At 38.6% G+C, this 24,277-nt stretch carries 28 protein-coding genes and 1 pseudogene; 17 read left to right on the top strand and 12 right to left on the bottom strand.

The genetic code is table 11. The features are described 5' to 3' along the window. Nucleotides 1-56 precede the first annotated feature (56 nt). The 3 genes and pseudogenes from A7A69_RS01590 (at nt 57) to A7A69_RS01580 (ending at nt 3,045) form a co-directional block, all read left to right on the top strand. Nucleotides 57-1,016 carry a 2-hydroxyacid dehydrogenase gene (locus A7A69_RS01590; RefSeq protein ID WP_152876055.1) on the top strand — a complete coding sequence of 320 codons (960 nt, stop codon included), beginning with the start codon at nt 57-59 and terminating at the stop codon, nt 1,014-1,016. A 196-nt stretch (nt 1,017-1,212) separates the two neighbouring features. Beyond that, a pseudogene (locus A7A69_RS01585) lies at nt 1,213-2,574 on the top strand (M48 family metalloprotease); the annotation flags it as partial. Between the two features lie 111 nt (nt 2,575-2,685). Beyond that, the gene (locus tag A7A69_RS01580; protein ID WP_120370525.1) at nt 2,686-3,045 is read left to right on the top strand and encodes a hypothetical protein; all 360 of its coding nucleotides are present in this window, start codon (nt 2,686-2,688) and stop codon (nt 3,043-3,045) included. A gap of 121 nt (nt 3,046-3,166) precedes the next feature. Here the strand turns inward: A7A69_RS01580 and A7A69_RS01575 are convergent, their stop codons facing one another. Continuing rightward, entirely contained in the window at nt 3,167-3,613 is a 447-nt protein-coding gene (locus tag A7A69_RS01575; protein WP_120370526.1) for a GatB/YqeY domain-containing protein, read from the bottom strand. A 31-nt stretch (nt 3,614-3,644) separates the two neighbouring features. Further along, nucleotides 3,645-3,860, bottom strand: coding sequence for a 30S ribosomal protein S21 (gene rpsU / locus A7A69_RS01570; RefSeq protein WP_001136722.1), 216 nt, complete (start codon nt 3,858-3,860; stop codon nt 3,645-3,647). 146 nt (nt 3,861-4,006) lie between these two features. Between rpsU and tsaD the strand changes: the two genes are divergently transcribed. Further along, on the top strand, nt 4,007-5,023 hold the full coding sequence (tsaD, locus tag A7A69_RS01565) for a tRNA (adenosine(37)-N6)-threonylcarbamoyltransferase complex transferase subunit TsaD (RefSeq protein WP_152876054.1): 1,017 nt from the start codon (nt 4,007-4,009) through the stop codon (nt 5,021-5,023). Between the two features lie 85 nt (nt 5,024-5,108). Here tsaD and A7A69_RS01560 read toward each other — a convergent pair whose 3' ends face one another. The 5 genes from A7A69_RS01560 to A7A69_RS01540 form a co-directional block, all read right to left on the bottom strand. Beyond that, nucleotides 5,109-6,200 carry a porin gene (locus tag A7A69_RS01560; RefSeq protein ID WP_152876053.1) on the bottom strand — a complete coding sequence of 364 codons (1,092 nt, stop codon included), beginning with the start codon at nt 6,198-6,200 and terminating at the stop codon, nt 5,109-5,111. 255 nt (nt 6,201-6,455) lie between these two features. Further along, on the bottom strand, nt 6,456-6,869 hold the full coding sequence (locus A7A69_RS01555) for an HIT family protein (RefSeq protein ID WP_120370529.1): 414 nt from the start codon (nt 6,867-6,869) through the stop codon (nt 6,456-6,458). A 34-nt stretch (nt 6,870-6,903) separates the two neighbouring features. Beyond that, the gene (locus tag A7A69_RS01550; protein ID WP_120370530.1) at nt 6,904-7,173 is read right to left on the bottom strand and encodes a YARHG domain-containing protein; all 270 of its coding nucleotides are present in this window, start codon (nt 7,171-7,173) and stop codon (nt 6,904-6,906) included. An 85-nt stretch (nt 7,174-7,258) separates the two neighbouring features. Further along, nucleotides 7,259-8,131 carry an NAD(P)-dependent oxidoreductase gene (locus A7A69_RS01545; RefSeq protein ID WP_152876052.1) on the bottom strand — a complete coding sequence of 291 codons (873 nt, stop codon included), beginning with the start codon at nt 8,129-8,131 and terminating at the stop codon, nt 7,259-7,261. Between the two features lie 3 nt (nt 8,132-8,134). Beyond that, complete coding sequence (locus tag A7A69_RS01540; protein WP_241675199.1) at nt 8,135-9,232, bottom strand: alpha/beta fold hydrolase; 1,098 nt, start codon at nt 9,230-9,232, stop codon at nt 8,135-8,137. A gap of 143 nt (nt 9,233-9,375) precedes the next feature. Between A7A69_RS01540 and A7A69_RS01535 the strand changes: the two genes are divergently transcribed. The 8 genes from A7A69_RS01535 to A7A69_RS01500 all read left to right on the top strand — a co-directional run bounded on the left by A7A69_RS01535 (nt 9,376) and on the right by A7A69_RS01500 (nt 15,833). After that, the gene (locus A7A69_RS01535) at nt 9,376-10,566 is read left to right on the top strand and encodes an O-succinylhomoserine sulfhydrylase (protein ID WP_152876050.1); all 1,191 of its coding nucleotides are present in this window, start codon (nt 9,376-9,378) and stop codon (nt 10,564-10,566) included. Nucleotides 10,567-10,600: 34 nt separating this feature from the next. Then, entirely contained in the window at nt 10,601-10,930 is a 330-nt protein-coding gene (locus A7A69_RS01530) for a YbaB/EbfC family nucleoid-associated protein (protein WP_004988215.1), read from the top strand. A gap of 24 nt (nt 10,931-10,954) precedes the next feature. Next, a complete protein-coding gene (recR, locus tag A7A69_RS01525; RefSeq protein ID WP_004988213.1) occupies nt 10,955-11,551 on the top strand; it encodes a recombination mediator RecR in 597 nt (198 codons plus the stop codon). 254 nt (nt 11,552-11,805) lie between these two features. Beyond that, a complete protein-coding gene (locus tag A7A69_RS01520) occupies nt 11,806-12,948 on the top strand; it encodes a ribonuclease D (RefSeq protein WP_120370534.1) in 1,143 nt (380 codons plus the stop codon). A 111-nt stretch (nt 12,949-13,059) separates the two neighbouring features. After that, nucleotides 13,060-13,365: a YcgL domain-containing protein gene (locus A7A69_RS01515; RefSeq protein ID WP_120370535.1), complete on the top strand. Its 306-nt coding sequence runs from the start codon at nt 13,060-13,062 to the stop codon at nt 13,363-13,365. After that, nucleotides 13,358-13,759 carry a hypothetical protein gene (locus A7A69_RS01510; RefSeq protein ID WP_120370536.1) on the top strand — a complete coding sequence of 134 codons (402 nt, stop codon included), beginning with the start codon at nt 13,358-13,360 and terminating at the stop codon, nt 13,757-13,759. Before A7A69_RS01515 ends, A7A69_RS01510 begins: the two co-directional genes overlap by 8 nt. A 22-nt stretch (nt 13,760-13,781) precedes the next feature. Then, the gene (locus A7A69_RS01505; protein WP_152876049.1) at nt 13,782-14,633 is read left to right on the top strand and encodes an AAA family ATPase; all 852 of its coding nucleotides are present in this window, start codon (nt 13,782-13,784) and stop codon (nt 14,631-14,633) included. Nucleotides 14,634-14,645: 12 nt separating this feature from the next. Beyond that, nucleotides 14,646-15,833 (top strand): vWA domain-containing protein, encoded by a 1,188-nt coding sequence (locus A7A69_RS01500; protein ID WP_152876048.1) that lies wholly within the window; start codon nt 14,646-14,648, stop codon nt 15,831-15,833. Nucleotides 15,834-15,922: 89 nt separating this feature from the next. On the opposite strand, the gene A7A69_RS01495 is transcribed toward A7A69_RS01500, so the two are convergent. The 3 genes from A7A69_RS01495 to A7A69_RS01485 all read right to left on the bottom strand — a co-directional run bounded on the left by A7A69_RS01495 (nt 15,923) and on the right by A7A69_RS01485 (nt 17,248). Next, complete coding sequence (locus A7A69_RS01495; RefSeq protein ID WP_120370539.1) at nt 15,923-16,354, bottom strand: CBS domain-containing protein; 432 nt, start codon at nt 16,352-16,354, stop codon at nt 15,923-15,925. A 155-nt stretch (nt 16,355-16,509) separates the two neighbouring features. Continuing rightward, nucleotides 16,510-16,887: a DUF2750 domain-containing protein gene (locus tag A7A69_RS01490; RefSeq protein ID WP_151980568.1), complete on the bottom strand. Its 378-nt coding sequence runs from the start codon at nt 16,885-16,887 to the stop codon at nt 16,510-16,512. A 127-nt stretch (nt 16,888-17,014) separates the two neighbouring features. Further along, nucleotides 17,015-17,248: an SEL1-like repeat protein gene (locus A7A69_RS01485; RefSeq protein WP_004989307.1), complete on the bottom strand. Its 234-nt coding sequence runs from the start codon at nt 17,246-17,248 to the stop codon at nt 17,015-17,017. Between the two features lie 231 nt (nt 17,249-17,479). On the opposite strand from A7A69_RS01485, the gene A7A69_RS01480 reads away from it, so the two are divergent. Both A7A69_RS01480 and A7A69_RS01475 read left to right on the top strand, forming a co-directional pair. After that, entirely contained in the window at nt 17,480-17,839 is a 360-nt protein-coding gene (locus tag A7A69_RS01480; RefSeq protein WP_120370541.1) for a hypothetical protein, read from the top strand. A gap of 117 nt (nt 17,840-17,956) precedes the next feature. Beyond that, on the top strand, nt 17,957-18,280 hold the full coding sequence (locus A7A69_RS01475; RefSeq protein WP_152876047.1) for a hypothetical protein: 324 nt from the start codon (nt 17,957-17,959) through the stop codon (nt 18,278-18,280). Here A7A69_RS01475 and A7A69_RS01470 read toward each other — a convergent pair. Both A7A69_RS01470 and A7A69_RS01465 read right to left on the bottom strand, forming a co-directional pair. After that, on the bottom strand, nt 18,258-19,769 hold the full coding sequence (locus A7A69_RS01470) for a M16 family metallopeptidase (RefSeq protein ID WP_152876046.1): 1,512 nt from the start codon (nt 19,767-19,769) through the stop codon (nt 18,258-18,260). The genes A7A69_RS01475 and A7A69_RS01470 overlap by 23 nt on opposite strands. A gap of 10 nt (nt 19,770-19,779) precedes the next feature. After that, nucleotides 19,780-21,177: a M16 family metallopeptidase gene (locus A7A69_RS01465; RefSeq protein ID WP_241675194.1), complete on the bottom strand. Its 1,398-nt coding sequence runs from the start codon at nt 21,175-21,177 to the stop codon at nt 19,780-19,782. Between the two features lie 241 nt (nt 21,178-21,418). Here A7A69_RS01465 and ftsY point away from each other — a divergent pair, with 241 nt between their 5' ends. From ftsY to A7A69_RS01450, 3 genes are all read left to right on the top strand, one after another. Next, on the top strand, nt 21,419-22,552 hold the full coding sequence (gene ftsY, locus A7A69_RS01460) for a signal recognition particle-docking protein FtsY (RefSeq protein WP_152876045.1): 1,134 nt from the start codon (nt 21,419-21,421) through the stop codon (nt 22,550-22,552). 191 nt (nt 22,553-22,743) lie between these two features. Beyond that, nucleotides 22,744-23,340, top strand: a complete 597-nt coding sequence (locus A7A69_RS01455; protein ID WP_120370545.1) for a nitroreductase family protein — start codon at nt 22,744-22,746, stop codon at nt 23,338-23,340. A 229-nt stretch (nt 23,341-23,569) separates the two neighbouring features. Continuing rightward, nucleotides 23,570-24,253, top strand: coding sequence for a YccT family protein (locus A7A69_RS01450; protein ID WP_152876044.1), 684 nt, complete (start codon nt 23,570-23,572; stop codon nt 24,251-24,253). Nucleotides 24,254-24,277 lie beyond the last annotated feature (24 nt).

Genomic DNA, 24,277 nt, shown 5'->3' with positions numbered 1-24,277 from the left:
TTTTAGTCAGTATCTCTCTCATACTAAATATTTAGTTTATTGAATAAGGATGTGTAATGAAAAAGAAAGTCGTCGTTTTTAGTCAAATTGATTCAACCGTATTGGCTCAGCTAGAGCAAGATTATCAAGTAGTCGTATTAAACCCAAAACAGGGTGATATTAATGAGCAAATTCGCACTGAAGTGGTAGATGCAGATGCCATGATTGGAGCGGGTCGTTTACTCAATGAAAATAACCTTGCGCCTGCACAAAAATTAAAAATCATTTCAACTGTAAGTGTGGGCTATGATAATTATGATGTGGATTACCTCACAAAAAATAATATTTGGCTAGCCAATACTCCCCATGTGCTAACAGAAACAACTGCGGATCTGGCTTTTACTTTATTGGTCAGTGCTGCACGTAAAGTCCCTGAACTTGACCGCTGGACTAAGCAAGGTGAATGGAAGCGTACAGTCGGTCCTGCACAATTTGGACAGGATGTTTTTGGTAAAACACTGGGTATTATTGGACTTGGAAATATTGGTGCAGCAGTCGCACGACGTGGTTTTTACGGTTTTAATATGAATATTCTTTATCACAATCGTCGTGAAAAACTTGAATTGGCACAGCCTTTAAATGCACGTTATTGTGGTTTGGATGAACTTTTAAGCCAGTCAGATTTTGTCGTGGTTGCAGTTGATTTAAATCCTGAATCCAAAGCACTCATGGGTCAGGCTCAATTTGAAAAAATGCAGCCTCATGCCGTGTTTGTAAATATTGCACGTGGTTCCGTGGTCGATGAAGAGGCATTGGTGAATGCCTTGCAACAAAAACAAATCTTTGCAGCGGGTCTTGATGTTTATCAAAAAGAGCCATTGCAGTCCTCTGAATTGTTTAATTTATCTAACGTAGTCACTTTGCCGCATATCGGTTCTGCAACCGCAGAAACACGCTTAAAAATGGCAAAGCTCGCATATAAAAATTTAGTCGATGCACTGGAAGGGAAAACGCCACAATATCTGGTAAATGGCTAAATTTTCTATAACACTTTATTGCAAATTCTTTGAGTTTCCAATGCTATATTGGGGATCACTGATCAAATTATTCTGATCGGTTATCCCTTATTTTTTGATGAGAGATCAAGATTTGAAATATGTGGCGACTATATTGGCTTTAAGTATGGTGACTGGAGTAGCGCAGGCACATGCAGACTATCGTTACCAATCTGCAATTACACAGGTTGAAGTGCCTGAAATTGGAAGCGGTATCGGGCTGATTGATCAACAAAAAGAAAAAATGATTGGAGAGAAAGTTTATCGCCAAGTGCAAAGACAATTACCTGTTTTGCATGATCCGTGGCTTGAGGATCAATTTTTTCGAGTGTTCGCTCAAATACTCAGTCAGACGCAACTCGGTCAGCCGATTGGAATGGTGGTGGTGAATGATCCTCAAATTAATGCATTTGCTGTGCCTGGTGGGCTGTTTGCTTTAAATTCGGGTTTAATTGCGTCTGCTCACAATATTGATGAAGTCGCAGGAGTAATGGCGCATGAAATTGCGCACGTCAGTCAACGTCATTATAGTCGATCACAAGAAGCATTTAAGGGGCAGGGCTTATTAGCGCTTGCAGGGATACTGGTTGGTGCTGCAATTGCTGCACAGACCAAATCTGATGCAGGTGCTGCGGTAATGTTGGGAACACAAGCCGCTTTGATGGACAATCAATTGACCTACAGTCGAAATCAGGAGCGTGAGGCAGATCGTATAGGCATGCAATATATGTATGCAGCGGGCTATAATCCACAAAGTATGGCAGATTTTTTTGAAACCATGAATCGTTCCACAAGTCGATTAAGCTATTTGCCTGATTTTTGGATGACGCATCCATTAACATCCGAGCGCATGAGTGAATCGCGTTTGCGTGCGAATCAGTTCCCTAAAGTAAAGTCTAAATTGTACGATCCTGATTTTCAGATTTTAAAATGGTACACCTTGGTTGAAACCAATCAGGTCACAGAACAGTTATTACAAACTCAAGTTAATCAAAATAATAAACCTGCTCAGTTGGCGATGAGTGCTTTTTACAATAATCAGGGAGATTACGCCAAAGCGCAGGGGATGCTTGATGGCGTGAAAACAACATTTTCAGACAATACATTAACAACTATATTGCAGGCGGATATTTTTTTAAATCAAAATAAGTTAAGCGATGCTTATCAAGCAATTATCAGTACACAGCGAATAATGCCTGAAAATCGTCCTTTGGCTTATAAATTGGCTGAAATTTTAATTCGGCAAGGTAAAAGTAGTGACGCGCAAAAACTGGTGCAACGATTTATTAATAACAATAATAAAGATATTGAGGGGTGGCGACTTTTGCAACAGTCAGCCAATGTAGATACCCAGTCACCATTAAGAACAGTGAATGTATTGCGTTATCGGGCAGAGGTTGAATATTGGTCAGGTTATGAAGAAAATGCAATTAAATCAATGCTACACGCACAACGTCTGGCAAAAGGAAATAATGCCATGAGTGCAACAATTGATACAAGATTGAAGGAAATGCAATCGGAGCGTCTATTAAAAATTTAATCTAAACTTGTGCTAATTTATTTTTAAATTATCGCTTGTATATGAAATTTACTTTGCAAAAATTAATTTAGACATTAAGCTACATATAGAGATATCATATTGATTATATTTATGAAAAAGATCACATTATTGTTAAGTTTAGTGATTTTGGGGCAATCAATTTTTGCTGCGCCGCCTGAGCGCTATGTCCGTTCAGTTGAAAAAATTTCAAATACTTACAATACCGATATGCGTAATTTTTTACGATCATTGAATCCACAACAAACGCAATTTACACCAGTTCAACAAACACAGTTTTGTGGCATTGTGAATCAGTATGTACAAGATTTATATCAGGTTAATGATCAATATCGATCAGACTTACCGCTTTCATATGCAAAAATGACTAAACAAGATTTTATTAATCAAGTTTTGGCATCAAAAGAAATGCAAATATTAAAGAAATATAATATTCAATGTCATTTGCAGTAAATAAATACAATCAGAAAGAAAATTTATAGACGATTCATTTAATATGAATCTAATCAATCCATTTTACAACTTGTATGTGAACTAGAGAAGTGGCAAATGAAGCTCGAAGACAATTAGCTTATTAGCCTAGTTTTGCTTTAATTTTGGCAGAAACTTGTGCAGGATCGGCACGTCCGGCTATGATCGGACGTAGAGAGTTCATCACCTTACCCATATCTTTCATGCTAGTAGCACCTTGAGCAGCAATCGTTTGCTCAATGAGAGAATCAAGCTCTTCCTCAGTCATAGCTTCTGGTAGAAATTGGGATAACACCTCAATTTCGGCTTGTTCTTTACTAGCTAAATCATCACGGCCCGCGCCTTCAAAGGCTTTGACCGATTCTTTACGCTGTTTAATTTGCTTTTCAATGACCGCAAGAACCTGCGAATCGTCAAGCTCTACGCGCTCATCGACTTCGATTTGCTTAATTGCTGCCTGTAAACTACGAATCACCGTTAACTTACCCATTTCTTTGGCACGCATAGTTGCTTTTAAAACTTCAGTTATTTGGCTTTTCAAAGTAGTCATTTAGCTTTCCAGACAGTCAATCACAAATTAATTAGTAAAGGCGAGTAGTACGTACAGATTCGCGTGCCAATTTCTTTTGGTAACGCTTAACAGCAGCAGCTTTTTTACGCTTACGTTCTTGAGTCGGTTTTTCGTAGAACTCGCGCTTACGAACGTCAGCTAAAACACCAGCTTTTTCGCATGAACGTTTGAAACGACGGATTGCTACGTCAACTGGTTCGCCTTCTTTCAACTTAACTTGTGGCATGTAAAATCCTCATAGATTATGGATAACACCGAGCGCATTATTGCCTCGATGACAAGTGAAGGTCAGTATTTTACTCATTTACAACTGATATCACAAGTCTATAATAGCGCTGACAGAATTTTAGTCGCGAAAATATAGGCATTTTAATGATTGTTTTAGGCTTGGAAACCTCTTGTGACGAAACTGGCTTGGCGATTTATGATAGCGAGCAAGGACTGCGTGGACAGGTACTTTACAGTCAAATCAAACTCCATGCGGAATATGGCGGTGTTGTACCAGAACTTGCTTCACGTGATCATGTACGTAAACTTATTCCGTTATTGAACGAATTGCTTTTGCAAAGCCAAGTCGATAAAAAAGATATCGATGCTGTTGCCTACACGCGTGGGCCAGGTTTGATGGGCGCACTTATGACAGGAGCACTCTTTGGTCGTACGCTGGCTTTAGCATTGAATAAACCAGCGATTGGTATCCACCACATGGAAGGGCATATGCTTGCGCCATTGCTATCGATTACGCCGCCTGAATTTCCATTTGTGGCACTTTTGGTTTCAGGTGGACATACTCAGTTGATGGCGGCTTATGCCATTGGTCAATATGAATTACTAGGTGAATCGATTGATGATGCGGCAGGTGAAGCGTTTGATAAAGTCGCCAAAATGATGAATTTAGCATACCCTGGTGGCCCCAATATCGCGAAATTAGCCTTAATGGGTGATGCTCGAGCTTTTGAATTCCCAAGGCCGATGTTGCATCAGGGATTGGATTTCTCATTTAGCGGTTTAAAAACTGCAGTTTCTGTGCAACTTAAAAAATTGGGCGAAGAAAATCGTGATGCAGATATTGCTGCATCCTTTCAGGAAGCGATCGTAGATACTTTAGTTAAAAAATCCGTCAAAGCTTTAAAACAAACGGGTTTAAAACGTTTGGTTATTGCGGGTGGGGTGAGTGCCAATCTTCGCTTGCGAGAACAATTAGAAATTTCACTGAAAAAGATCAAGGCTCAGGTCTATTATGCAGAACCTGCTTTATGTACTGATAATGGTGCCATGATTGCATTTGCAGGATATCAGCGCTTAAAGGCTGGACAACACGATGGACTCGAAGTGACAACAACGCCAAGATGGCCAATGACAGAGCTTAAAAATCCGAATGTAGTATAAGCACAGAAAAAGCATTTAAAAATCAATAAAAAAATAAAAGGGCACAATCTATGGACTGTACCCTTTTATTTTTTGTAATGAGGTATTAGAAGTTATATTCCATACCTACACCAACAACAGTTTTCTTGTCATCATCTGATAACCAGTCACGTTTTTGTTGCGCCAATACACCATAAAAACGCGCTTGTTTATTAAAGTTGTAATCTACGCCTAAACCATATTGTGAAATTTTGCGGTCAGAGCGATTATCTACAGAGGTACTTGATTCAATATATTCACCCTTGATTTTCCAAGGAGTTGAGGCAATTGCATAAGCAGCGGTCAAACCCCATGCATCTTCTTCCAAGCCTTTATAAGAAGTTATTGTTGTACCACTAGTTGTTGATACGGTATCGTCAGTAGGTTGAGCATTTTGCCATAAAGCACCGAATACTAACCCATCGACACCTGCTTTAGCTAAATCAATCGAACCTGTTACGCGGATTGCATCTGAGTAAATGCCAGAAAGGCTATAAGCGTTATATTTACCAGCTAATCCAAAATTACCTGCAATACCAGCAGCCAAGCCATAATCTTTATTTTCATAAGTTAAAGAAGTTGAGATACCATCTCCAAAGCCATCACGCTTACCTTCTTTACCAAGGCTAGTATTATCAGTTTTAGTATCTTCGCCTTGCTGCGCCATGATATTGAACTGTAAACCAGGGATAATTAACTCTTTATCTGTTTCAAAGCCAATCGCGTTATTTGAGCGCTCTTCACCATGAAGAACAGAGGTCATATCCAAAATCGTGTGGTCGTTGAAAATATCCTGATTGTTACCAGCATTCGTTTTAAAATAAGTATCGTAACGACCAGCTTTCAAAGTACCTATTTTATTGAATTTTAAACCTAAAAAGCGGTTACGCATACTTAAATCAGTATCTGAACCTGAACCATCTGTAGAGATTGCCCATTCAGCCAAATATACAACAGATACTTTGTCTGTTAATTTTTCTTCACCTTTTACCCCAATACGTGAAGCATTTGAATTAAGTGCAGTGACATCGTTCCCTGCGAAATCACTGTTGTCAACTTGGTCAAGGGTAACGTTTAATTTACCGTACAAAGTTGGCGCTGCTTGCGCTGCGGTTATGCTAAGCGTTGATACTGCGGCAGCGATAAGCAATTTTTTCATTGAGATTTCTCCAAAACACAAGTTCAGTGGCGTATGCCTAAGTTCACTATTTTTTTAAAGTTTGCTTATGTACAAAAAATTACAGAAGCTCACCAACTTGCTAAGCAGTATCTTTAAACTTTGTTACAAATGGGTGAAAAATACGTGACAGTTTGATGACATGTGATGGAATTAAATTTACTTTAATAGTTGATTTTATTATTTTTATATAAAAAAAGGAGCATAAGCTCCATTTTTTATATACGTTACTTTTATTTAAAGTTGAGCTTTAATTTTTTCCGCAAGCGTTTTAATTTTTTCCTGATCACCCATTTGCGCAGCATGGCGACCCAGTTGGTGAATTGAACTTGGGATTAGATGAAAGTGTACATGTGGCACAGTTTGACCCGCAGCTTCACCCGACAATTGCATGAGAACAATACCTTTAGCATCAAGCGCTTTTTCAATTGCTTGAGCTACTTTTTGTACAATTTGAATGGTATAAGCTGCTGCTTCAGGTGGTAAATCTAGCAGGGTAACCGCTGGTACTTTAGGAATGACCAAGGCATGACCATCTGCTTGAGGCATAATGTCCATGAACGCAATCACTTGATCATCTTCATATAACTTGATTGCTGGAAGTTCACCGCGAATGATTCTGGCAAAAATATTCTGTTCATCGTAAGCCATATTTGTATCCTTCAAACGTCTGAATATATTGATATTACTTACAGTTCAGTTCTTTTTGACGCTGTTCAATCTGGTCAAGACGTTGCTGTTCTTTATCCGAAAACTTTGGCTTAGTGGTATGACAGTTTTCATTTCCATATTTAGCTTTAGCTTCTGGATCTTTAAAGCAAAAACCTTTTGATGCATAAATGAGGTTAGAGTCATCCTGAAGTTTTTTGCACTCTTGTTCAGGTGTTGCAGCATGCACTGAGACACCTGCAAGGGTAATCATTCCAGTAAAAAGTGCAACAGCAAACTTATTCATGCGAGGGTCCTCTTTATAATCGGTGTAAATGTAACGACCTATGTCTAAATATAGGTGCTTTACAGGAAAAAGCAATGATCAATCATTACTCAATTGTTATTTTACTCCATGATTCATACATTTTTATGGCAGCAGAAAAGTCACTGTTTTCTTCAGCAGTAAGGCTGGCAGCTTGTATTAGACTCTGGACTAAAGCAATCACAGGGGCTGGTAAGTTGGCATCACGAACCAGATCAAGTGCAATACCAGTATCTTTAGCGAGTAGTGGCAATCCAAAAGTCACAGGAAAACTACGATTCAAAATACGTTGTGGTAAAACAGTTTCCGTTACGCCGCTTTTGCCACTTGAAGCATTGATGCAGTCTAATGCTTCTGTTAGGTTGACGCCATGCGCTTTTAGGGTGGTAAATCCTTCAGCAACAGACCATAAATTGACTGCAAGTAGCATGTTATTTACTGCTTTGACTGCAAAACCTGCACCTGATGAGCCAACATGTTTAATAAGTTTACCAAAAGCTTCAATAGCAGGATAAGCACGTTCAAAAGCAGCCTGATCTCCACCCACCATAACCGTCAATGTTGCATTATCTGCGCCAATGGTTTGTCCACTTACAGGCGCATCGAGAAAGTCCACATTCTGCTGTTTAAGCTCAGTCGATAATTTACGAGCTGAATCAGGCACACCACTGGTACAATCTACCCAAATGCTACCTGATTTTAATTGGATACTATTGATTAAATGTTCGACATCAGCACTGGTTGGTAAACATGAAAAAATGATATCTGCCTGTACAGCCTGAGCTAAATCAATCGCTTGAGTTCCATATGTAGCTGCATGTTGTTTGGCTTTATCCATATTTCGATTCCAGACATAAACGGTATCGAAATGTTTAGGTAAATGCGATGCCATACGATAACCCATCGCGCCAAGACCAAGAAATGCAACTGATTGAACCATAATCTACTCTTTTTTTATCCGTGTTGAACGTTGTGCGAGCCAATCTTTAAACATTGGCCAAAACTCTTCGGAACTGGACTGACTGGACATAAGCCCTAAGTGTCCGCCGGGAATTAGAGTAAACGTGACATCGGGACTATTTGTCAATTGGGTCAGCGGTTTTACTGCATCTGCTGTTACTAATTGATCACTACGACCTGCGCCAATCAATAAAGAAGATTGAATGTTTTTTAGATCAATAATTTGATCCTTCAGGCGAATAGCCCCTTTTTTCAATGGGTTCTGTAACCAGACATTAAAGAGCATGTCCTGATTAATTCCACCCGGATAGTCGATCATATTGTTTAGGAAATTACCAAGTGTGGCATGTTCCTGCACCAATTTTTTATTTTCAAGATTTTTTAAAAGTTGTATATGACCATCAATCCAACCTTTCGGATCAAGGATTTTAAAACCCAATGCATTTAAAATACCGGGGGTATGAATCAGTCGTTTTGGTAGTCCATTATAAATTCGGGACTGTAGTTTTTTGTTTCGATTAATGGTTTTATGCATAAACTGATAAAGTTTACCAATGCGACCAGACGCGTAACTATCAATCGGACTTCCTAAAACAATCAAATTTTTAACGTAATTTGGCTGATTGAGCGCACTGTATAACAACACAAAAATGCCAGCCATACTCCAGCCATGTAGAGAAATTTCATCACTTTGAGAATGTTTACGAATCACTTGAATATATTCAGGCAGTGCTTTACTCACAAAAGATAAAAAGTTGAGATGTCGATCCTCATAAGTTAAACGTCCCCAATCAATCAGATAGACATCGAAACCGTGATTTTGAAAGTATTGAATGAGTGAGCGATAAGGATAAAGATCATAAATCGCCATATTAATTGCCAGAGGTGCAACAAAAACTAAGGGTTCTTTATAAGATTTATCGGCTGCTGCATAATAACGAATCCGAGTTTGATCAAATTCCGCAATAACCTGATAAGGCGCAGTTTGCGATAAAACAAGAGACTCTTCATTAAATAGACGTGCTGAAAGATGTTTGAGTTTGATTTGCTGATGATGGATAAGTGATTTGAACGACTCCATTCTTTGCATATTTCTCAGATCCAAAAAAGTTTGGATGAAGTCTAAGCGATAATTTTATCTTTTACCTTGACCTTAAATACCGTAGAAGCTCAAAATGTTGGCAGTTTTTCCACTTGAGCGGTCTTTTGACTGAGAACAAAGCAATGCATAGCCAAAACGATGAATTAGAATACCAGTTAGATACGCTGGCGATCCGTACAGGACATACTCGCAGCTTTGAAGGCGAACATGCCGAGCCAATTTTTCTGACCTCGTCTTTCGTATATGAAAATGCAGCAGAAGCAGCTGCAAAGTTTTCTGGCGAAGTCGCGGGAAATATCTATTCTCGTTTTACCAATCCAACTGTTGCTATGTTCGAAAAACGTCTTGCAGCAATGGATGGAGCTGAACGTGCAGTTGCGACGAGTTCTGGTATGGGGGCCATTTTGTCTGTTTGCATGGCTTTCTTAAAAGCAGGTGATCATGTCATTTGTTCTCGTGCTGTTTTTGGTTCAATCGTTGCATTATTTGAAAAATATATCGCAAAGTTTGGTGTTGATGTCACCTTTGTCGATTTAAATGATCTGGATGCGTGGAAAAATGCGATGCGCCCAGAAACCAAAATTTTATTTATTGAATCACCATCAAACCCTTTGGCTGAAATTGCCGACATTCCAGTGTTGGCCGACATTGCACATGCTCAAAATGCAATGTTAGTGGTAGATAACAGTTTTTGTACGCCTGTTTTACAGCAACCTCTAAAACTCGGTGCAGATTTAGTTGTATATTCGGCCACTAAATATCTGGATGGACAGGGTCGAGCTTTAGGTGGTGCAGTTACAGGCAATCATAAGTTACTAGAAGAAGTATTTGGTGTGGTGCGTACACTGGGTCCATCGATGAGTCCATTTAATGCTTGGGTGTTCTTAAAAGGTCTGGAAACTTTACGTTTAAGAATGAAAGCACATTGTGAAAATGCGCAACAGCTTGCTGAATGGCTTAATCAGCACGACAAAGTTGAAAAAGTGTATTATGCGGGTTTGCCTGAACATATTGGTCATGAGCGTGCAGCCAAACAACAAAATGGCTTTGGTGGTATTGTCTCTTTCATAGTAAAAGGCGGTCGTGAAGGTGCGTGGAAAGTCATCGATAATACTCAGTTTATCTCGATTACGGGTAATCTTGGTGATGTAAAATCGACGATAACCCATCCTGCCACGACGACTCATGGTAAATTGTCACCTGAAGCAAAGCAGGCAGCAGGCATACAGGAAGGCTTAATTCGAGTTTCTGTAGGAATTGAAGATATTTCAGATATTATTCGCGATATTGAACGTGGTTTAGCTTTAATTTGAACTTATTAGTTTTAAATCTTTTGGAGAAAAATTTATGAACATTAATATGCTCATGCAGCAAGCACAACGCATGCAAAAAGACATGGAAGCCAATGCCAAAAAGGCAAAAGAAGAGTTGGCTAATACTGAGGTTAAAGCAGAAGCAGGCGGTGGTTTGGTTAAAGTGACCATGACAGGTCGTTTTGTGGTTAAACGCGTTGAAATTAGTCCCGATTTACTTCAAGACGAACCAGATATGATTGAAGACTTAATTGCTGCGGCAGTGAATGATGCAGTACGTCAGGCAGAATTGGTTGCGGATGAGAAAATGAAAAGTGCAAACTCAGGTATGGGGCTACCACCTGGCTTAGCAGGTATGTTCTAAGCCAATTTTATCAGAGGAATATCTGTGTTTAGTGATCGATTTGAACAACTTGTTCAAGCATTACGAGTTTTACCAAGCGTTGGGCCGAAATCGGCTCAACGTATGGCATTACATTTACTTATGAAAAATCGTGAAGGTGCTTTTGGTCTAGCGCATGCACTACATGAGGCATCTTCACATATTCATGAATGTAAAATATGTCATTCTCTGACTGAAAATGAAATTTGCGATATTTGCCTTTCAAATGATCGTGATCAACAATTGTTGTGTGTGGTTGAATCTCCTGCCGATGTCATGGCAATTGAGCAAAGCGGTAGTTTTCGTGGGAAATACCATGTATTGGGTGGACATTTATCTCCCCTTGATGGCATTGGTCCTGAAGAAATTGGCATTCCTTATCTGATTCAGCGTCTAAGTGAAGGGCAGATTGAAGAAGTAATTTTGGCGACCAATGCGACAGTAGAAGGGCAGGCAACGGCGCATTATCTGGTAGAAGCCACCAAACATTTACCGCTCAATATGACGCGTATTGCACAAGGCGTGCCGCAAGGTGGTGAGTTGGAATATGTCGATAGTCATACTTTGAGTCAAGCTGTGCATAATCGTATGCGTATGAAATGAGGCATCCTTGTTTCATACGTTAACAACTTAAACCTGAAGCAATGTCTACTTTGAAAATAATCGTTTTTTATAATCCTATGAAAAAAATAAATTTTTATTTGGGAAGTAAAATGAAGTGTAGCGCAATAAAAAAATATACTGATGATTTTGTTCAAAAATTAAAGCATTAATAGCGCTTTAGGTAGAAAATTCCAAGATTGTAGTGTTATATATACAGACGCAGTTAACTGCGCTAGTTGTTAAATCGAGAAAACATGTTTCATTTTATTCAGCAGCAAGATGATTTTGCTCAAGTCCTCCAACAAATGGATCAATATCCAGTTTATGCTTTGGACACCGAATTTATTAAAGTAGATACGCTTTGGCCGAAGTTGGGTGTATTTCAGATTAATGTGAATGGGCAAATTTATTTGCTGGATGGGGCCGCGTTAGATTTAGCTCCCTTTTGGAAAAAGCTGTATCTTGCCAAGCAAAATATTTTCCATGCCTGTGGTGAGGATATTGATCTAATTTATCACTATGCACAGCAGGATACGTTAAACAATGTGTTTGATACACAGGTTGCTTTGTCCTTTTTAGGACATGGTTTGCAAGTCAGCTATCAAAATGCCCTGAAATTAATTTTAGATATTGAAATTGACAAAGATCAGACACGTTCAGACTGGCTGGCTCGACCTTTAACGACTGAGCAACTGAATTATGCAGCCAATGATGTCATTTATTTGTTAAGGCTTTCAGAGCAGCTTAAGCAACAATTACAACAGAAAAATCAGTACGACTATGTACTTGAAGATTGTCAAAGCTTGACCAAAGAAATTGCGCAGGAAACACCTGTACATTTACTTTATACAGATATTGGAAATTATCGTCATTCGCGTAAACAGCTAATGCAGCTACAACAATTAAGCGTCTGGCGTGAGCAACTCATTAAAGCGCTCAATCAGCCAAGAAGTTTTATTTTAAGGAACTCAACCATGATTGATCTGGTTGAAAAAAATCCTAAAAATAATTTTCAGCTTTCTCAGATCAAAGAGATGCGTCCTCATGTGATCCGTGAGCATGGCAAAACTATTCTGGATTTATTGAAATTTCTTCCTCCAGAAAATGAGTGGCCGTTACGTTTGGCGCGACCGATTAAACAATGTTCGGAAAATGTCAGCGCAAAAATGCAACATTTGATCCAAGATATTGTTGATACAACTGAAATTCCCAAAGAAGTCTTATTGCGTAAAAAATGGATGAATGCACTTTATCAACATGTTGTTTTTCATGGTGATGAACAGGATTTACCAAAGTATTTACTGGGATGGCGTTATGAACGATTAACTCAGCCTTTGATTCAAATTTTGCGTGAAGATGAAAGTTTTTTGATGACCCAAATGCAGGTAGAGCGATAAACTCTGATAGCAAAGTGACTTTTCATGACGACTGATGGGTTACGATTCGCTAATGTTCCAACCAATTTTTTGATGTATGCTTTTTAATAAGTGATGAGAGTTAAGTTAAATATGCACTGTGATATTTATAGATCGAGCAAAAAAGATGAAATGTACATTTATATTGCCCGTCCAGACTATCCAAATGATGATACAGAAGGGAAAGATCCGTTAGAAAATGTTCCTGAAAGTATTTGTCAGGCCTTTGGTCGACCAACATTTGTCATGCATCTTGAACTTTCTCAGTCACGTAAACTTGCGCGTGTAAATGTGTTACATGTGATGGATTCACTACAGACCACTGGTTTCTTTATTCAAATGCCACCAGAAGGATTTATCAATCCAACTGATGAACCAGAGGGGTTAAGAGGTGCTTGAGCAACTAGCTGCAATTTGGAACAGTCTATTATCCTCACTTGATTCAGTTCCAGAAGATAGTATTGCCGTGACTGTGTATGTCGTGGGAACTATTATTGTCTTATGGTGTTGGTATGGAGTGGCGAAACGGCTTCCTCATCTCCTTGGTGGGATAAGTTGGATTGTTCTATTTGCAATTTTAGCTACACCAACTGTTTCCGATGGTGCAAATGCTGAAATCGCACCTGCCATTTTCGGGGTGCTATTTGGTATTTTAACTAAAGAGCAACCTTTGGTGTGGGCGAATACATCGCTTATTCTTTTGGTGATTGGGGTGGGTCTGGTGATTGGTTATTTGTGGTCAAAATATCGCATGAACAAGCTTACTTCCAATGAAAGTCGCGCACCCATTTAAGTAAAAAAATAAAGGTTAAAACATGGCGGTTGATTCACAACATTTCTCAGGTACAGACCAATATATCGCAACGGATAGCTTGAAACTTGCTGTAAAAGCAGCAAGAGCTTTACAAAAGCCATTATTGGTAAAAGGCGAACCAGGTACAGGCAAAACATTACTTGCAGAGCAAGTCGCTGAAAGTCTGGGGCTAAAGCTGATTACTTGGCATATTAAATCGACCACTAAAGCACAGCAGGGTTTGTACGAATACGATGCTGTATCGCGCCTACGTGACAGTCAGCTTGGTGATGATCGGGTTTATGACATCAAAAATTATATTAAACCTGGAAAGTTGTGGGAAGCATTTACCAGTGAGGAACGTTGCGTTTTATTGATTGATGAAATTGATAAAGCAGATATTGAGTTTCCAAATGACTTGTTACATGAACTGGATAAAATGTCATTCTATGTTTATGAAACAGGGGAAACCATTACAGCTATTCAGCGCCCGATTGTCATTATTACTTCAAATAATGAAAAAGAATTACCTGATGCATTCTTGCGTCGTTGCTTCTTTCACTATATTGAATTTCCTGATGAAGCCACAATGCGTGAAATTATTGCGGTACATTTTCCGAATATTTCAACAACATTGGTCAGTGAAGCATTACAAGTTTTCTTTAAGTTACGTCAGGTGCCAAACCTAAAAAAACCACCATCGACTTCTGAATTGATCGATTGGTTAAGTTTGCTTATGGCTGATGATATGCCAGAAGATGTATTGCGTAATCATGATAAATCGAAGGCCATTCCGCCGTTGTATGGAGCGCTGATTAAAAATGAACAAGATGTGCAATTACTAGAACGCCTTGCCTTTATGACACGTCGTTAAGGATGGTCGCTTATGTTTGTGCGGCTATTTTATACCTTAAGAAAATATGGCGTTCCAGTTACCACGCGTGAATTGATTGATTTAAATCAAGCCGTTGCCGAAGGGTTGGTGTTTGCAGATCAGGACGAGTTTTATCAGCTTGCCAAAACTATTTTGGTTAAAGATGAGCGTTTTTTTGATAAATTTGATCGTGCCATCAAGGACTATTTTGAAGGTATAGAAACCTTTGATCTGGATGAGTTGCTTAAACAAGTTCAGAAGATTCCAAAAGATTGGCTAGATTTAGAACTGCTTGAAAAACATCTGACTCCTGAACAAAGAGAGGCTTTACAAAAAGCAGGCTCTCTTGAAGAGTTGATGAAAATGCTGGAAGAACGTTTACGGGAACAGCATAAAAAACATCAGGGTGGCAATCGAATGATTGGCACGGGTGGAACATCACCCTTTGGCGCATTTGGAGATCATCCTGAAGGGGTTCGGATTGGCGGGCCAGAACGCAAGCGTTCAGCAGTAAAAGTCTGGGAACAACGTAAATATCAAAATCTGGATGATGATCAGATTTTGGGAACGCGACAAATGCAATTGGCTTTACGTCGCTTACGCAAGTTCGCGCGTCAGGGTGCAGCAGAAGAACTTGATGTAGATGGTACGATTCGTGAAACAGCGAAACAAGGCATACTAGATGTACAGTTAGTTCCTGAACGACGTAATCGTATTAAAGTTTTAATGCTGTTTGATGTGGGAGGATCGATGGACTCTTATATCGCGCAGTGTGAAAAACTATTTAGTGCTGCCAAAACTGAATTTAAAACGCTTGAATATTTCTACTTTCACAATTGCTTATATGATTATGTCTGGAAAGATAATCACCGTAGACAAGCAAGCCGTCTGGAAACATGGGATTTATTTCATAAATATGGACGTGATTATCGTGTGATCATTGTTGGAGATGCCAGTATGGCACCTTATGAACTTCGTTCAGTTGGAGGTTCAGTAGAATATATGAATGATGAAGCGGGGGAAATTTGGTTGCGCCGATTACGTCAGCATTTTGATAAAACAGCGTGGCTTAATCCTGAAGAAGAAGGATATTGGCACTATACGCAGACGATAAGCTTAATTAAGCAAATTTTTGATAACCACATGTATCCAATGACTTTAAAAGGTATAGAAGATTTAACGCGGTATCTTTCGCGTTAATGCTTAACTGGTTAAACCAGTTTAATTAATTAAGAGCTGTATTGCGAATACACTGAAAAAAGGCATCTGATCAAGATGCCTTTTTTTATTTAACCTGAAATATACTGCTGTAATTGATCAATTAAATTCTTCTGATCTTGCATAGCTGCTTTTACCAAGTCGCCAATCGAAATGAGGCCGACCAATTTATTATCTTCAACCACAGGTAAATGACGTAAATGTCGATCTGTCATCAGCTGTAAACATTCTTCAACGGTGTTTGAACGCGTGATGGTTAAGACCTTTGGTGTCATGATTTCATGAACAATGGTGTCATAAGAAGAACGTTCCATCAGTGCAACTTTACGCGTGTAATCGCGTTCAGACAAAATTCCGACCACTTCTTCATTTTGTGTGACAACCAATGCCCCAATCCCTTTGTCTGCCATGATCGAAATTGCTTCAAGTACGGTTGCGTCTGGTGAAACAGTATAAATAGCTTGTTCAGCTTTATCTTGTATAACTTGAGCAACGTTTGTCATCTTTTATGTCCCTCTGGCTAGTTTTATCGTTTTAATTTAACTTAGCGCGATTTTATGAAAATGCAAAGCCTTTGAAAGTATAAATGGATAATATTTTGCCAAAGAGATTGGCTTATGTATTGGGTCTTATTGTTCAAGACCCAATACAAAGAAAATTATGCAATTTTTAAAGTCGATACAGGCGCAAAGAAAAAATGGCGCATTTGCTGCGTAGAAAGTTTAAATTTGCGATGATTCGAATTAAATAGGGCAGGTGTAACATTGAGACGCGTTAGCGTAGGTAATAGAGATTCTTGAAAATCTTTAGGCGTAATTTTCTTTGGAACATAATTTGGCCAGTGTTTTTTGGCATAACGATGTGCCTGTACACCATTTAGCCAAAAAGGGAAAATAAAATCATCTTGATCAGATTTAATTGCCCATCCTTGATGATATAAACCCCAAAGTGTGCCGCAATACATCATAGTTTTTAAAATAGAAATTTTAATTATCAAGTCTTTAGATACAGGATGTAGCTGTGTATAAGTTTTCATGGGTTTGCTGCGATTTAAACTCGTATTGATTATAAAAAATGAATACTAAATTTCAGTTACAACTTTGCTTTAAATCGTAATAAAGTTTTTCAAGGGCATTAAAAAACGCCACCTAAGTGACGTTTTATTATGCTTGCATGGTGGCCATTCGTTGCCAGTATTGTGCTTTCAATGAATCTCGTTCTACACGAAAGCCTTGATAGTAAAGTTCAGCCAGAAACATTGCTGCTTTACCGTGTCCTGCACGTGCTGCATCTTCAAGTTGTTTCACTGCATCTTGAAAGTTCATCTGTGATTGAATTGTATTTACCGCAGATGCGTACACATGCTCTAAGTCATGATGGGAAATTTGTTGAATCATATTAAAAACTCCTTATAGTTGTAATTATGATCACATCAACTCGGCTTACTTGCCTTGCAAAACTAATTTTAGCAGTTGATTGTTAAACTAATATTACAATAAGCGTGATAAGTCAAGTATTAGATGGGGTGTAACTCCCGAATTGCAAGCTTACATGATTAAACATTAAACAAAAATATTTTTTAGTAAAATCAATATAACAATTAAATATGACATGACAAGGAGAAGAACATGCTAACAACGATAGATGGTTTCAACTTTGAAGTTCCGCCAGATGAATCTCAAATCATTGCTTTAGCGCAGTACCACCGTAAGCAATTGGACGAAGCAATTTTTCATCAAGAGATCCACTTGGGGGATTATTGTCTGGCACAGCGTAAACGTGTTTATGATTTTACCAGACAACTCGATCCACAATTAAAGGCGTGGTTTTACCGAGTGTATGATGGCGAATTATTGCGTCTTGCTGATGAGGAAGATTTGCATCCCGCAGATGCAGAAACGGGTTTAAGTTATTTTGCCATTTTGATTGTTTTGGCAATTATTGCTTTCATCTTATATTTCGCATTTGTTCGCGCCTTAATGAGTTAATTTTTTTCAAATTTGGTGATTTTAGAGTGCCTAATGTTCTATTCTTCTGGAGAATTAGGCACTTTGACTTGTGTACGAAGCAAATGAGCCATACACTACGTTCATTCGAGGTAAGGTATGCTCATATCAAAACAAAATTTTCTAAAATTAGGAAATCAAATCAAATTAGAGCGCATTTACAATATTATAGTCGCGGTCATTATTATCGCGATGTTGGTATTGGCTTTTATTGCATTACAGCGTCCTATTTCTACACCCCAATATCAAATTATTGTAAATTTATCTCACATGGCCAACAATCCTGAAACGCAGAAAATGGCGCATCAGTTGTTAAATAACCAGTCGGTTAATCGAGCTGAATATTTTAAGTTGATGCGGGCGTATCAGTTTGAAAACTCTAAAGCACGTCATTATCCTGCTATGGCGTTAGAGGATGAATAGTTTCTGGATCAATCTCTACAGGCTGTGGAGGAGACAGATTGTCTTTAAGGTTTTGCAATAATTTTTCTTTTTCTAATTTCTCACTAGCAACAATAACCGTTAAATTTTCAGGATATATATGTTTTCTGATCGCTTGTTGTACATCCAGAGCGGTAAGTTTTCTCAGTTGTTCTGGGTATTTAGACAAATAATCCGCAGGTAATCCATAGAATCCAATGGAACCGAGTTGAGCATTAATATTGGCATTACTGCTAAAACTCATGGGAAAAGCACGCAGCATACCGCTTCTTGTTTCTTCAAGTTGTTTTTTATCAATAGGTTGTTTTACAAAATTAATTAAAGTTTTATGTGCAACCTGAATACTTTCCATAAGCTGATCTTGTTTGGTTGAGTAATTCAAGCTGAAAATACCATCAGTTTGCGTCAGGCTAAATGCGCTGTATGCACCATAAGTAAAACCACGCTTGACTCGAAGTTCTTTCATGAGTAGTGAGTTAAACCCTGAACCACCTAGCATTTGATTGGCGAGTTCAAGTGCAAGCTGATCTGGATCATTTCGACTTATTCCCAAATGCCCCATCGTGACATAGGCTTGGGTAGATTGATAAGGAATATGCTGGATGTTAAAGCCACGTTGTGGCTCTGGTAGAGGAAGGGCTGGAGCAGGATGACCTTGTGGAAGCGATTGCATAATTTTTATGCTCAGGTCACTCGCTTGTTGTGTGTTAAGTTGCCCCGTTATCGCGATATTCATGTTTTGAGCAACGAGGAATTGCTCACGAAACTGTTTGAGTAATGCTGGGGTAATCTTGCGAATACTGGCATTGGTTCCAGTAATGGGCTGCGCGTATGGATGTGTTCCATATAAAGTACGGTAAAGTTTGATATCTATTAAACGATTTGGATTTTCCTGTAACTGGCGTTGTCCCACTTGTGTATTACTAAAGACAAGATTCAAACTAGAAGGCGTAAATGTTGCGTGGTTGAGTACTTCAAGCATAAGATTGATTGCAGATTCAAGTTTTTGTGGATCTGACATCACTCGTAGACGAACGACGAACATATCTCGATACGCTTTGACATTAAACTGTGCGCCGAGTTGTTCAAACTGATTGGCAATTTGTGCAGTACTATAGTTTTCCGTACCTTCAGTCATGAGGTTGGCAGCCATATTGGCAATGCCAAACAAACCTTTTCCTATACTTTCATCACGCGCAGATCCTGCATTAAATGTAAGTTGTATATCGACAATAGGAAGGGCTTGTGATTCTACAAATAATGTTCTTACTTGATATGCATTTTTTAAGTCATGCACGTAGGGAGCTTGTTCGGTCTGTCTTTTTAAAATATTTTTTAAGCTGCTAAGTTGTGAAACAGATTTTAATTGTGAGGAATCATTTTGCTCAAGGATATTTTGATCCACAATATCTGCAAAAACTGGAAAAGTGATGAGGGAACTGCTCAGTATCATTAAAAGCGACTTTTTCATGCTGATTCCTTTATTTTCCCTGAGTTTGTTCTGGTTCTAAATATAAAGTGGTTAGATTGCTTTTTACAAAGTAAGCATTGGCAACACGTTGTATATCCTGTGGTGTAACGGTTTGATAATGTTCGGGTAAATCATCTACTAGTCGATAGCTTAGACCATTCACTTCAAGTAAACCGATCATCTGTGCCTGACCAATAATATCGTCTTGGCTGTAGATCAGGTTAGAGACAAAATTATTGGTGACACGTTCTAGTTCGACGGGTTCAATCAGTTCTGTTTTAAGTATGTCGATTTCTTTTTGAATGGTATCTTGAGCGGAAGCGAGGCTTACACCATCCGCAGGCAAAGCTGTAATGGTAAATAAACTATCACCACGATTATATGGATCATAATTTACACTAATTGAACTTAGAATTTTTTTGTCACGCACTAGGCGCTGTTGCAAACGAGAAGAAATATGACCATCCAAAAGTGCTTGAATAATCGTAAGAGCATAGGCATCTTGTGGATTTTTAGCGGTTTTAATTGAGCGAACATTCCATGCCATATACAAATTAGGCACATGCACAGGCAATTCAACCTCCATGTGTCGATAACCGACACGATCAAATTCAAGCACGTCATTACGCTCTGTTGAGATTTGTTTGGGGATATGTCCGAAATATTTTTGGACGTGTTTTAGCGTAGTCTCTGCATCTACATCACCAATAATCACCAAGGTAGCATGATTTGGGCTATACCATGTTTTGTACCAATTTTTCAGATCGTCTAGCTGAATGTTTTGCAGATTTTTCATATAACCAATTACAGGTTGTCGTGCATGACTGCTGGGGTAAGCCAGCCATTTAAACCGTTCAAACGCAAGCGCACGTGGATTATCATCGGTACGTTGTCGCCGTTCATCCATCACAACATTCATTTCAGTCAAAAAATCGTTTTGACGTAATACCAAATTGGTCATACGATCTGCCTCAAGCTCAAGAGCCATTGGTAAATAAGCATTCGGATAAAGCTGATAATAATTTGTATAATTGCTAGAGGTCGCGGCATTGACTCGACCTCCATAGATACGGCTTAGGCGAGTGAATTCATTATCAGGAACTTTTGTAGTTCCTTTAAACATCATATGTTCAAGCGCATGTGACACACCTAAAATATTGCCTGATTCATCACTACTACCGACTGAATACCAGATTTGAGTAAGAGCAATGGGAGCACGATGATCTTCACGAATAATGACTTTTAAACCATTGGTCAGCGTGGTTTCAAAAGTTGTGCGCGCAAGTTGGCTTTGTGTTTCTGCATGGCTCACAGTAAAAGTGAGAAAAGAAAAAGAGCAAGATAAAAAGACGAATTTAAAATGTTGAAGCAACGATTTGAGCACAAGCCGTCCATAGGTGATTCTCATATTTCAATCTATTCTTAAAAAAATAGCGTTTAAACTCAAGAATATCCTGTTGTGTTTTAGTGAAGATGATTAATATCCAATATAAATATCTTTTTGAAATACATCATGATCAAGAAGATGAATCGGACTTTAGGCTTGAAGCTTAAGCGTGGTACAAAAGCAGACTGAATAAGGTCAGGTAATACAGCGAATCTGTGCTAAAATCTCTCTTTTTAACCCGCTGCTTTTCAAGGGAATCGGTATGCAACAGCAATCGAATATGCAAAATAAATTCTTGATTGATGCTGACATTGGGGACGACGATGTCACATTACCAAATTTACCTGCCGTCAATGTTCCAATTATTGATGAAACTGTAAAGACTCAAGAATCCGCTTTACCTGTTGCTGTTGAATCTGAAACTTCTGATCTTCAAGATACTGCTCCAAACTCTGGCGAATCCCAATCCCAAAGTGGCTTCTTTAGCCGTATGAAGGATGGATTAACCAAGACACGCCGTAATTTGGCAGATGGGATGGTGAATATCCTGATTGGGGGGAAAGAGATTGATGATGAGCTTTTAGAAGAAGTCGAAGAGCAATTATTGGTGTCTGATATTGGGGTGGATGCGACTAAAACCATTATTACCAATCTGACTGAACGTACAGCGCGTGGCGATCTAATTTATTCACATTCACTTTACAAGGCTCTACAGGAAGAACTGGTTGCCTTGCTTGCACCGCGTGTAAAACCATTACATATCGATCCTAATAAAACACCATATGTGATCCTTATGGTGGGCGTAAATGGTGTGGGCAAAACCACCACAATTGGTAAACTGGCAAAACGTTTACAAGGCGAAGGTAAGAAAGTCATGTTGGCAGCAGGAGATACATTCCGTGCGGCGGCAACTGAACAATTACAAATCTGGGGCGAACGCAATAACATCTCAGTAGTGGCACAAGGACATGGCGCAGACAGTGCATCTGTGATTTTTGACGCTTTTGAAAGTGCGCGCGCGAAAGGGATTGATGTCCTGATTGCCGATACCGCAGGTCGTTTGCATAACAAAAGTAACCTAATGGAAGAACTTAAGAAAGTGAAGCGCGTAATGCAGAAAATTGATGCCACTGCACCGCATGAAATTATGCTCGTTGTCGATGCTGGAACTGGGCAAAATGCTATTAATCAGGTTCAAGAGTTTGATCAGGCGGTTGGCTTAACAGGTATTACCATTACCAAACTGGATGGTACTGCTAAAGGCGGTGTACTATTTAATATCGCAAGCCGGACTCATGTGCCTATTCGTTTTATTGGTGTTGGTGAAAAAATTGATGACTTGCGTCCATTTTCTGCAAAATCTTTTGTCGCTGCATTGTTTGAAACAGATAAATAACTGAATTTAAGTTTATCAAACTCCACATCAAGTGGAGTTTTTTGTTCTGATTGTGAATTAAATCATTTAACTGTTCTAAAAATAAAACAGTATGTAATAAAATTAGTAATGAATACGCCATAAGAGTTGCATAGACTTGTACTCATTCCAGATCACGACCTCTAGGGTCAAATGCACACAGGACATAACAAATGACATCGTTTTTAGATAAAATTAAAAATCGTCGCAGTATCTATGCAATCGGGAAAAATGTTGCATTAGAACAAAGTGAGATTGAGAAGATCATTAAAGATGCAGTAAAACACAGCCCATCTTCATTTAACTCACAGTCTTCACGTGTTGTCATTCTGTTCGGTGATTCTCATCATAAATTTTGGGAAATTGTTCGTGAAACATTAAGAAAGATTGTTCCTGAAGCTGCTTTTGCTGCAACGAGTGGCAAGCTTGATAGCTTTTCTGCAGGTTTTGGTACGGCGTTATTTTATGAAGATGAAGCTGTTATCAAAGGTTTACAAGAGCAATTCGCACTTTATGCTGATAACTTCCCAGTTTGGTCTGAACATTCAACTGCAATTGCGCAATTTGCGGCATGGACTGCGTTAGCAGAGCATAATGTTGGTGCATCACTTCAGCACTACAACCCAATTGTTGATGATGAAGTCGCAGAAACTTTTGATATTCCGCATAATTGGAAACTTCGTGCCCAGTTGGTATTTGGATCAATTGAAGCAGAAGCGGGCGATAAAGATTTTATGAGCGATGATGAGCGCTTTAAGATTTTCAATTAAGTTTGAAGTATCTTCTTTAAAATCAAGAGTGCGTTTTACGCGCTCTTTTTTTATGTGCCAATATTTGTAGAGAAATAAATAATTAAATGAAATAATTTCTCTTTTCTTGATTTAAATATCATTAAAAAATTGAATAACTTAGTAAAATTCTTGAAATATTTGTCATAAAATTGTCATAACTGCACTGCATAGTGCTCATGATTTAAAAAACGAATAGAGAAATCCGACAATGACTTTAAAATTCACCCTAGCTGCATTAAGTTTATGTTTAAGTAGCTCTGTATTTGCTGCTGCCACGATTACTGCTCCAGAGGAAATCGTGATACTTGCGGTCAATGACCAAGAGGTGAATTCAGGTTTATTACGTCAAAAAGAAAATGATTATAAAGTTGATGCAGGTGAAATCAGTATCAGTGTTCGTTATCAAGAATTTTTTCAGCATTTAGATGGTGAACACGATATTGTAAAATCTGGAATAGTAACGTTAAAAACGCCGCCTTTAAAAGACGGTGCAAGTTATAAACTGGATGTAGTAAACGCACCCACAAATTTTGAAGATGCAAAAAAATATGCAGAGCAACCAACAATTGCACTTTATAATGCCAATCATCAACTACTCGTTCAACAAACAGGTGCAAATACAGAAGCTAAACCATGGTTTAACAGAGGGCTTTTTGGTAAGGCATATGATTTAACTCAAACTAAATCCGCATCTGCAAATCAGCCTGCGCCAGTATATACAACTCAAGCCGTGACAGTTAAAGAAACAGCAAGTGTTCCTGCTACTGTTGTAGTGGCTTCGTCGAGTAATACAGTGAAAACTAATGATCAACAATTGGTTGAATTATGGCAAAAATCTTCAAAAACAGAACGCCAAAAATTTATGACTTGGTTAGCTGGACAGTCGAATTAATTCTTTAAAAATAATTATAAAAAA

Source organism: Acinetobacter guerrae (assembly GCF_009372255.1).
In the GTDB taxonomy this organism is placed as follows: Bacteria; Pseudomonadota; Gammaproteobacteria; order Pseudomonadales; family Moraxellaceae; genus Acinetobacter; species Acinetobacter guerrae.
The sequence above is the reverse complement of the archived record's forward strand: the minus strand, read 5'-3'. Positions and strand labels throughout refer to the sequence as shown.

Bases quoted from the DNA above. Each gene is read 5' to 3' on its own strand.
- A7A69_RS01590 (WP_152876055.1), top strand. From the start codon at position 57: ATGAAAAAGAAAGTCGTCGTTTTTAGTCAAATTGATTCAACCGTATTG.
- A7A69_RS01580 (WP_120370525.1), top strand. From the start codon at position 2,686: ATGAAAAAGATCACATTATTGTTAAGTTTAGTGATTTTGGGGCAATCA.
- A7A69_RS01575 (WP_120370526.1), bottom strand. From the start codon at position 3,613: ATGACTACTTTGAAAAGCCAAATAACTGAAGTTTTAAAAGCAACTATG.
- rpsU (WP_001136722.1), bottom strand. From the start codon at position 3,860: ATGCCACAAGTTAAGTTGAAAGAAGGCGAACCAGTTGACGTAGCAATC.
- tsaD (WP_152876054.1), top strand. From the start codon at position 4,007: ATGATTGTTTTAGGCTTGGAAACCTCTTGTGACGAAACTGGCTTGGCG.
- A7A69_RS01560 (WP_152876053.1), bottom strand. From the start codon at position 6,200: ATGAAAAAATTGCTTATCGCTGCCGCAGTATCAACGCTTAGCATAACC.
- A7A69_RS01555 (WP_120370529.1), bottom strand. From the start codon at position 6,869: ATGGCTTACGATGAACAGAATATTTTTGCCAGAATCATTCGCGGTGAA.
- A7A69_RS01550 (WP_120370530.1), bottom strand. From the start codon at position 7,173: ATGAATAAGTTTGCTGTTGCACTTTTTACTGGAATGATTACCCTTGCA.
- A7A69_RS01545 (WP_152876052.1), bottom strand. From the start codon at position 8,131: ATGGTTCAATCAGTTGCATTTCTTGGTCTTGGCGCGATGGGTTATCGT.
- A7A69_RS01540 (WP_241675199.1), bottom strand. From the start codon at position 9,232: ATGGAGTCGTTCAAATCACTTATCCATCATCAGCAAATCAAACTCAAA.
- A7A69_RS01535 (WP_152876050.1), top strand. From the start codon at position 9,376: ATGCATAGCCAAAACGATGAATTAGAATACCAGTTAGATACGCTGGCG.
- A7A69_RS01530 (WP_004988215.1), top strand. From the start codon at position 10,601: ATGAACATTAATATGCTCATGCAGCAAGCACAACGCATGCAAAAAGAC.
- A7A69_RS01520 (WP_120370534.1), top strand. From the start codon at position 11,806: ATGTTTCATTTTATTCAGCAGCAAGATGATTTTGCTCAAGTCCTCCAA.
- A7A69_RS01515 (WP_120370535.1), top strand. From the start codon at position 13,060: ATGCACTGTGATATTTATAGATCGAGCAAAAAAGATGAAATGTACATT.
- A7A69_RS01505 (WP_152876049.1), top strand. From the start codon at position 13,782: ATGGCGGTTGATTCACAACATTTCTCAGGTACAGACCAATATATCGCA.
- A7A69_RS01500 (WP_152876048.1), top strand. From the start codon at position 14,646: ATGTTTGTGCGGCTATTTTATACCTTAAGAAAATATGGCGTTCCAGTT.
- A7A69_RS01495 (WP_120370539.1), bottom strand. From the start codon at position 16,354: ATGACAAACGTTGCTCAAGTTATACAAGATAAAGCTGAACAAGCTATT.
- A7A69_RS01490 (WP_151980568.1), bottom strand. From the start codon at position 16,887: ATGAAAACTTATACACAGCTACATCCTGTATCTAAAGACTTGATAATT.
- A7A69_RS01485 (WP_004989307.1), bottom strand. From the start codon at position 17,248: ATGATTCAACAAATTTCCCATCATGACTTAGAGCATGTGTACGCATCT.
- A7A69_RS01480 (WP_120370541.1), top strand. From the start codon at position 17,480: ATGCTAACAACGATAGATGGTTTCAACTTTGAAGTTCCGCCAGATGAA.
- A7A69_RS01475 (WP_152876047.1), top strand. From the start codon at position 17,957: ATGCTCATATCAAAACAAAATTTTCTAAAATTAGGAAATCAAATCAAA.
- A7A69_RS01470 (WP_152876046.1), bottom strand. From the start codon at position 19,769: ATGAAAAAGTCGCTTTTAATGATACTGAGCAGTTCCCTCATCACTTTT.
- A7A69_RS01465 (WP_241675194.1), bottom strand. From the start codon at position 21,177: ATGAGAATCACCTATGGACGGCTTGTGCTCAAATCGTTGCTTCAACAT.
- ftsY (WP_152876045.1), top strand. From the start codon at position 21,419: ATGCAACAGCAATCGAATATGCAAAATAAATTCTTGATTGATGCTGAC.
- A7A69_RS01455 (WP_120370545.1), top strand. From the start codon at position 22,744: ATGACATCGTTTTTAGATAAAATTAAAAATCGTCGCAGTATCTATGCA.
- A7A69_RS01450 (WP_152876044.1), top strand. From the start codon at position 23,570: ATGACTTTAAAATTCACCCTAGCTGCATTAAGTTTATGTTTAAGTAGC.